Annotated in this window: 8 protein-coding genes and 2 pseudogenes; 5 read left to right on the forward strand and 5 right to left on the reverse strand. The window is 70.5% G+C overall.

Annotation, left to right across the window (positions count from 1 at the left end):
- A pseudogene (locus AB0N07_RS49085) lies at window positions 1–536 on the forward strand (hypothetical protein); the annotation flags it as partial.
- Window positions 537–540: 4 nt separating this feature from the next.
- Here the strand turns inward: AB0N07_RS49085 and AB0N07_RS49090 are convergent.
- Both AB0N07_RS49090 and AB0N07_RS49095 read right to left on the reverse strand, forming a co-directional pair.
- Window positions 541–1,074 (reverse strand): annotated as a pseudogene (locus tag AB0N07_RS49090) (flavoprotein).
- Window positions 1,075–1,100: 26 nt separating this feature from the next.
- On the reverse strand, window positions 1,101–1,562 hold the full coding sequence (locus tag AB0N07_RS49095) for a nuclear transport factor 2 family protein (RefSeq protein WP_365847231.1): 462 nt from the start codon (window positions 1,560–1,562) through the stop codon (window positions 1,101–1,103).
- 127 nt (window positions 1,563–1,689) lie between these two features.
- Here AB0N07_RS49095 and AB0N07_RS49100 point away from each other — a divergent pair, with 127 nt between their 5' ends.
- Window positions 1,690–2,241, forward strand: a complete 552-nt coding sequence (locus AB0N07_RS49100; protein ID WP_365847243.1) for a TetR/AcrR family transcriptional regulator — start codon at window positions 1,690–1,692, stop codon at window positions 2,239–2,241.
- 11 nt (window positions 2,242–2,252) lie between these two features.
- Here the strand turns inward: AB0N07_RS49100 and AB0N07_RS49105 are convergent, their stop codons facing one another.
- Entirely contained in the window at window positions 2,253–2,459 is a 207-nt protein-coding gene (locus tag AB0N07_RS49105) for a ferredoxin (RefSeq protein ID WP_365847233.1), read from the reverse strand.
- A 13-nt stretch (window positions 2,460–2,472) separates the two neighbouring features.
- Window positions 2,473–3,672, reverse strand: a complete 1,200-nt coding sequence (locus tag AB0N07_RS49110) for a cytochrome P450 (protein ID WP_365847235.1) — start codon at window positions 3,670–3,672, stop codon at window positions 2,473–2,475.
- A gap of 328 nt (window positions 3,673–4,000) precedes the next feature.
- On the opposite strand from AB0N07_RS49110, the gene AB0N07_RS49115 reads away from it, so the two are divergent.
- Entirely contained in the window at window positions 4,001–4,453 is a 453-nt protein-coding gene (locus AB0N07_RS49115; protein WP_365847237.1) for a nitroreductase family deazaflavin-dependent oxidoreductase, read from the forward strand.
- 125 nt (window positions 4,454–4,578) lie between these two features.
- Here AB0N07_RS49115 and AB0N07_RS49120 read toward each other — a convergent pair whose 3' ends face one another.
- Window positions 4,579–5,556 carry a cation diffusion facilitator family transporter gene (locus AB0N07_RS49120; protein ID WP_365847239.1) on the reverse strand — a complete coding sequence of 326 codons (978 nt, stop codon included), beginning with the start codon at window positions 5,554–5,556 and terminating at the stop codon, window positions 4,579–4,581.
- Window positions 5,557–5,668: 112 nt separating this feature from the next.
- Here AB0N07_RS49120 and AB0N07_RS49125 point away from each other — a divergent pair, with 112 nt between their 5' ends.
- Together AB0N07_RS49125 and AB0N07_RS49130 are read left to right on the forward strand one after the other, a co-directional pair.
- Entirely contained in the window at window positions 5,669–6,682 is a 1,014-nt protein-coding gene (locus tag AB0N07_RS49125; RefSeq protein WP_365847241.1) for a glutathione S-transferase C-terminal domain-containing protein, read from the forward strand.
- 42 nt (window positions 6,683–6,724) lie between these two features.
- Complete coding sequence (locus tag AB0N07_RS49130; protein ID WP_365847245.1) at window positions 6,725–7,009, forward strand: DUF4235 domain-containing protein; 285 nt, start codon at window positions 6,725–6,727, stop codon at window positions 7,007–7,009.
- The last annotated feature ends 18 nt before the right edge of the window (window positions 7,010–7,027 follow it).

Genomic DNA, 7,027 nt, shown 5'->3' on the forward strand with positions numbered 1-7,027 from the left:
GGAAGCTTCCCGGAGGCGGCGAGTATCCCGGCCCGGGGACGTACGACGTGACGGCCGACGTCCGCGTGAAGTCGTCACCCGCCGGGCTGAACCTGCACGGCACCGTCCACGCCACGCTGACCCTGACCGCACCCAAGCCGCCGGCCACGCACCGCATCGAGGTCGACCGGACCACGCTGCAGCGCGGTGCGGCGACCACGCTGACGTACCGGATCCACCGTGACAGCGAACAGGGGGACGGCAGCGCGCGGTTCGGGCTGATCGGGGAGGAGAGTTCGGGGGTGCGGCTGTCCACGTCGGACGCCCGCTGCGTCAACCCGCTGACCGGCCGCTATCCCGCGGCGACCAGGAATGCGTACGCCCTCGACTGCGCCCTCACCGACCTGCAGCCGGGTCACCCGGCCACGGTCGTGGTCCGGGTCTCGGTCGGGTCCGCCTGCTCGACGGTCGTCTCCAAGCTGGGCTACTGGATGCCGCAGGGGCAGGCGCTGTACACCGGGGGCATGCTGGCGGGTCCGACGGTCGGCTGCGCCTGACCCTTCACCACCGTTCGATCAGGTCCAGCGCCCGCTCCCAGCCGAACTCCGGCCGGGTGCCGCCCACTTCCGGCTCGCCGGAGTACGGCTCGCCGAACCGGACGCCCATCCCGCGCAGCCGTAGCAGGCTGTCCTGGTAGGCGGGATGGGCGGCCAGCGCGTCGGCCACGCACGGGAGTACGGCGACGGGGACGCCCAGGCCGTAGGCCTCGCACAGGGTGGCCACCGCGAGGGTGTCGGCGAGCCCGGCCGCCCATTTGTTGACGGTGTTGAAGGTGGCGGGCGCGACCACGACGGCGTCCGGCGGCGGGAAGGGGCGGGGGTCGCCGGGGGTGCGCCAGGCGGAGCGTATGGGGCGGCCGGTCTGCGCCTGGACGGCGGCGGTGTCGAAAAAGCCGTTCATGGCGACCGGTGTGGCGATGACGCCGACCTCCCAGTCCCGCTCCTGTGCGGCGGTGATCAGCTAGCTGACGTCCGCGGCGATCCCGGCGGCGCACACGACGACGTAGAGAAAGGGCTTCTCGGCCTGTTCGGTCATCCGCGAAACCCTACTCACCGGGAACGCTAGGCGAGCGGGAAGGACCGTCCCCGTTCGGCCTCGGGCCGCGGGCCGTGGATGCGGCGCTGCTTCTCCTCGATGGGCACGTCGTTGATGCTTGCCTCGCGCCGGGTCATCAGGCCGTGCTCGTCGAACTCCCACAGCTCGTTGCCGTACGAGCGCCACCACCGGCCGTCGGCGTCGCGGGACTCGTACTGGAAGCGGACCGCGATGCGGTTGCCGTCGAAGGCCCACAGGTCCTTGCGCAGCGCGTAGTCCAGCTCGCGCTCCCACTTCGCCGTCAGGAGCTCGACGATCTCGGCCCGCCCGGTGACGAAGGTGTCGCGGTTGCGCCACACCGAGTCCTGCGAGTAGGCGAGCGCCACCTTGTGCGGGTCGCGGGTGTTCCAGGCGTCCTCGGCGGCCTGAACCTTCTGCACGGCCGTTTCGCGGGTGAAGGGGGGCAGGGGCGGGCGGTCGTCGGCCATGAATCCTCCTCGAAGGGCGTACAGCGGCGGAGAACGAGCGTTCTCCCCGGGGCTGCTACCGTAGGAGAACGCCCGTTCTCGCGTCAAGCGAACACATCAAGAGGAGGTCGTACGCCGCATGGCCGTCATGGACAGTGCTGTCGCCCGGGAGCAGGCGCTGGATGCCGCGGAGGAACTGTTCTACAGCCGGGGCATCCAGTCCGTCGGCATGGACGACATCCGCGGCGCCTCGGGGGTCTCGCTCAAACGGCTCTACCAGCTGTTCCCGGCGAAGGAGCAGCTGGTGGAGGCGTATCTGGAGCGGCGCGACGTGCGCTGGCGCGGCCGGCTGGCCGAGTTCGTCGAGCGGCAGGAGGTGCCCGAGGATCGGATCCTGGCGGTCTTCGACTGGCTGGAGCTGTGGTTCGGCGAGGACGGCTTCCGTGGGTGCGCGTGGATCAATTCCTACGGCGAGCTGGGCGCCTCGTCGGCCCGGGTGGCGGCCCAGGTGCGGGCGCACAAGGGGGCGTTCCGGGAGTATCTCGCCGGGCTCGTGGCGGACGCGGAGCTGCCCGGCGCCCTGGCCGGGCAGCTGTTCCTGCTGGCCGAGGGCGCCATGGTCACCGCCGGGATCACACAGAGCACCGAGCCCGCCCGACAGGCACGCGAGGCGGCACGCCTGCTGCTGCGGGCGGGCTGAGTCTCGGGCTCTCAGCCCCCGGAAACGGTGATCGCGCCGACCGGGCAGGCCCGGGCCGCTTCCCGCACCATCGGGTCGCCGCCGCCGTCCTCCCGTCCCGGCAGCAGCGCGCTGAATCCGTCGTCGTCCTGGGTGAAGACGCCCGGGGCGGCCAGGGCGCACTGGCCCGCGCCGATACAGACGTCCTTGTCGATCTCGATGTGCGTGTCGGTGTGCATGGCCTTGAGCCTCTTACCAGGTCACGGGGAGTTCCAGCATCCCCTGGATCGTGTCGCCGGGTTTGAAGGGAATCTCGTCGGCCGGGGCGGCCAGGCGCAGCGTGGGCAGCCGGTCGAAGAGGGTGTGCAGGGCGATCTCCAGCTCGGCGCGGGCCAGGTTCTGGCCGAGGCACTGGTGGATGCCGAAGCCGAAGGCGACGTGGTGGCGGGCTGAGCGGTGCCAGTCGAGGGTGTCCGGGGCGGGGTAGACGTCCTCGTCGCGGTTGATGACCGAGGTTGCGAAGACCACGCCGTCGCCCGCCCGGATCGTCGTGCCGCCGGCCTCGATGTCCTCGGTGGCCCGGCGCAGCAGGCCGTCCGCGATGGACAGCATGCGCATCAGCTCCTCCACGGCGCCGGGCAGGAGCTCCGGGTCGCCGCGCAACTCGGCCAGCTGCTCGGGGTGCTGCAGGAGGGTGAAGGTACCCAGGGAGATCATGTTGGCGGTCGTCTCGTGGCCGGCGACCAGCAGGATGGTCGCGAACGAGATGACCTCCTGACGGTCGAGCACTCCCTCGCGCAGCTGCTGGTGGACCAGTTCGTCCAGCACTCCTTCGCCGGGCTCCGGCTGTTTCAGCTTGCTGTCGATCAGCTCCTCGAAGTACGCGTCCAGTTGGTTGCGCGCGTCCTGCACATCGTCGACCGTGGGGCCGCGCAGCAGCCGGCGTGACTGTCCCTCGAAGAACTCGTGGTCGGCATACGGGACGCCGAGCAGCGCACAGATCACCATCGACGGCACGGGCAGCGCGAAGGCGTTCACCAGCTCGGCGGGCGGCCCCTGCGCGATCATCGCGTCGAGCCGCTCGTCCACGATCCGCTGGATCTGCGGCCGCAGTTCGACGGCGCGCCTGAGGGTGAAGCTGGGCACCATGATCCGCCGCTGCGTGCGGTGTTTCGGGTCGTCGACGCCGAGCAGCGCGACTCTGCGGTTCCTCACGGCGGCGAACCGCTCGGTGGGCGCCGGGAAGTCGGGATGGGTGCGGTCGGTGGACAGCCGCTGGTCGGAGAGCAGCTCGCGGGCGAGTGCGTGCCCGGTGACGAGCCAGGCCGGACGGCCGTCGTAGAGCGTGATCCGGCTCAGTGGGCGGGTGGCGCGCAACGGGTCGTAGGCGTTGGGCGGGTGGTAGGGACAGGTCCGGTCCTGGGGGAACGCGACGGGTTCCGTTTCCGTCATGGAAGACCTCGCAGACGAAGAGTGCGTCGTGCAGATCTTCATTAGATGCCCGGGGCATCTATGGGACGACGTGAAGTTCGGCCAGATCGGTGGCGCGGGCATTCTGGCCGGGGATGCTCGCTCGTGCATCTGAATCGGGCCGGGGCGGCGTCGGCCGCCTCCATAATCCGGCCATGCCCGGAGCCGCTGTGGGGTCGGCCGGTGACCGAGCTGCTGACGCGTGGCGTGATCACGACCCCGGAGGGCAGTGCGGTATGGATGAATCTTGCACGCACCGGTGTTGAAGCGGTGCCAGTCAGCTGCAGAACTCGACGATGGGACGGATGACATGCCTCTTGAGGGCGAGTACGAACCCAGCCCGCAGCAGTGGGTACGCGATCAGGTGGAGTTGTACGAGAGCTCCGGCGGCACGAAGGGGACGACGCTCCTCGACACCGGGCTGCCCGTCGTCCTGGTCACGACCCGGGGTGCGAAGAGTGGCAAGATCCGCAAGACGCCTCTGATGCGCGTCGAGCACGAGGGTCGGTACGCCCTGGTCGCCTCGCAGGGCGGCGCGCCCAAGCACCCGGTCTGGTACCACAACGTCAGGGCAGATCCCCGTGTGGAGCTCCAGGACGGGCCCGCCAAGCAGGACATGACGGCCCGCGAAGTCACCGGCGCCGAGAAGGCCGAGTGGTGGGAGCGTGCCGTGGCGGCGTATCCACCGTATGCCGACTACCAGAAGAAGACGGACCGGGAGATCCCGGTGTTCGTGCTGGAACCGGTCGACGGGGAGCACTGATCCGGGCCGGGTTCGGCCGTCCCGGCACCAGACGCTCCAAGAGCCGCCCGACCGGCGGCTGAGCCGGGCCGGAAAAAATCATCGTTCGAGGACGCATGAACCCGGTGGCGCCGGGCACGCGTGCGTCAGGCCCCGCCGCGTTCCCCCGTCGCGGCGGGGCTTTCTCGTGCCTCATCGGCCGGCCGGTCGGTGATGTCGAGGAAGATCTCGGCGGCCTCGGGCACGGTGTTCGCGAGGGACCGCTTGATCCGCACCGCGACCTCCTCGACCTGCTCGCTGTCCAGGCCGGGCACCAGGTCGACGCGGGCGGCCACGAGGGCGGTGTCGAGGCCCGTCTTCATCGTGAACAGCGCCTCCACGCTGTCGATCTCGGGCTGCGCCTCCAGCAGGGACTGGATCCGGGCCGCCGTGCGCGGGTCGGCGGACTCCCCGATCAGCTGGTCGCGGGCCTCGCGGCCCAGGCGGTAGGCGACGAAGACGAGCAGCACGCCGATCGCCAGCGAGGCGGACGCCTCCCACACCACCTGCCCGGTGACCATGTGCAGCGCCATGCCCGCGGCGGCCAGCGTCACGCCGAGCACCGCCGTGCCGTCCTCGGCGACCACCGTGCGCAGCGCGGGGTCACGCATGCCCTGTGTGCCGCCCTGGCGGCACACCTGGTGCAGGGCCCGCGCCAGTGAGATGCCCTCCGCGACGAAGGCGACCCCCAGCACGATCAGACCCGCGACATAACCGCTCAGTTTCTCCTCGGCCCCGTTCTTGAGGGCCTCGGCGCCCTGGAAGAAGGAGAAGCAGCCGCCCATGACGAAGATCCCAACGGCTGCCAGGAGCGACCAGAAGAACCGTTCCTTGCCATAGCCGAAGGGATGCCGCTTGTCGGCCGGGCGACGGCTGCGGCGCAGCGCGGCCAGCAGAAAGACCTCGTTGAAACTGTCGGCCACCGAGTGCGCCGCCTCCGACAGCAACGCCGGCGATCCGGCCAGCAGGCCGCCGACGGCCTTGGCCACCGCGATCAGCAGATTGGCGGCGAGCGCCACCAGCACGGTGACGTGTGTCCTGCGATCGGTTTTGTCGTCCGAGGATGTCGAGGATGTCCCGCTCACCTTCGCCGACTGCCCCTCTCGTGGCGGCTCACACCGCGCGCGCGGAATTCGGGGGAATCGAGGGAATGCGGGGAACCCGGTCATCAGGGGACACGCGACGCAGGGAGGAATCATGGGCGGCGGGGGCAACAGCAGCTACGGACAGACGGCGTTCAAGCGGTCCAAGAGCCACTTCGCGGACCGGATCACGGCGGACGGCCGGGACGGGTGGCCGGTGGAGGCGGGCCGTTACCGGCTGGTGGCCAGCCGTGCGTGTCCATGGGCGAGCCGGGCGCTGGTCTCGCGTCGGCTGCTCGGCCTCGAGGAGGCCCTGTCCCTGGGCGTCGCCGACCCGATCCAGGACGACCGCAGCTGGCGCTTCTCCCTGGACCCGGACGGCCGCGACCCGGTCCTCGGCTTCCGTTTCCTCAGCGAGGCCTACGACCGGCGGGAGACCGGCTACCCGGGCGGTGTGAGCGTGCCCGCGATCGTGGACGTACCCAGCGGGAAACTGGTCACCAACGACTACCAGCAGCTCACCCTGGACCTGGCCACCGAGTGGCGGGCCCTGCACCGCGACGGCGCGCCCGACCTGTATCCGCACGCCCTGCGTGACGAGATCGACTCGGTGATGGCGGACGTCTACGAGGACGTCAACAACGGTGTGTACCGGGCGGGTTTCGCCACGGACCAGGAGGAGTACGAGGCCGCGTGCGCCGGTGTCTTCCGGCGGCTGGAGCTGCTGACGCCGCGACTTGAGCGGCAGCGTTATCTGGTCGGCGGCACGATCACCGAGGCGGACATCCGGCTGTTCACCACCCTGGTCCGTTTCGACGCCGTCTACCACGGCCACTTCAAGTGCAACCGATGGAAGCTCGCGGAGAATCCGGTCCTGTGGGCGTACGCCCGCGACCTCTACCAGACGCCCGGCTTCGGTGACACCGTCGACTTCGACCACATCAAACGGCACTACTACCAGGTGCACACCGGCATCAACCCGACCCGGATCGTGCCACTCGGGCCGGACCTGTCCGGGTGGCTGACGCCTCATCACCGTGCGGAGCTGGGCGGCCGGCCGTTCGGCGACGGGACGCCGCCGGGGCCCGTCCCGGCGGACGAGGAGATCGCCGCGCCGGGCCGGCCCTGACCGACGAAGGAGACAGACGTGGCAAAGACGAAGAAGAGCAAGATGAAGCTGCCCCTCGCCTACAAGCCCCTCGGGTTCGCCATGGGATGGGCCAGCGGTGCGATCGCCGGGCTCGCGTTCCGCAAGACGTGGATGGCGCTGCGGCACGAGGAGGACGCGCCCGACGCGCTGGACCGGGACCGCGGCTGGGGAGAGATCCTGCTCGCCGCGGCGGTCCAGGGTGCCCTGTTCGCCGTGGTGCGCAGTGCGGTGGACCGCACGGGAGCGAAGGCCATCGAGCGCTCGACCGGCGTCTGGCCGGCCGGCGACCAGGGCGGCCGGGACTGACACCGGCAGGCCCCTGCC

The organism is Streptomyces sp. NPDC051172 (assembly GCF_040682555.1).
In the GTDB taxonomy this organism is placed as follows: Bacteria; Actinomycetota; Actinomycetes; order Streptomycetales; family Streptomycetaceae; genus Streptomyces.

Coding starts and splice junctions, on each gene's coding strand:
- AB0N07_RS49095 (WP_365847231.1), bottom strand. CDS start 1,562: ATGGCCGACGACCGCCCGCCCCTGCCCCCCTTCACCCGCGAAACGGCC.
- AB0N07_RS49100 (WP_365847243.1), top strand. CDS start 1,690: ATGGACAGTGCTGTCGCCCGGGAGCAGGCGCTGGATGCCGCGGAGGAA.
- AB0N07_RS49105 (WP_365847233.1), bottom strand. CDS start 2,459: ATGCACACCGACACGCACATCGAGATCGACAAGGACGTCTGTATCGGC.
- AB0N07_RS49110 (WP_365847235.1), bottom strand. CDS start 3,672: ATGACGGAAACGGAACCCGTCGCGTTCCCCCAGGACCGGACCTGTCCC.
- AB0N07_RS49115 (WP_365847237.1), top strand. CDS start 4,001: ATGCCTCTTGAGGGCGAGTACGAACCCAGCCCGCAGCAGTGGGTACGC.
- AB0N07_RS49125 (WP_365847241.1), top strand. CDS start 5,669: ATGGGCGGCGGGGGCAACAGCAGCTACGGACAGACGGCGTTCAAGCGG.
- AB0N07_RS49130 (WP_365847245.1), top strand. CDS start 6,725: ATGAAGCTGCCCCTCGCCTACAAGCCCCTCGGGTTCGCCATGGGATGG.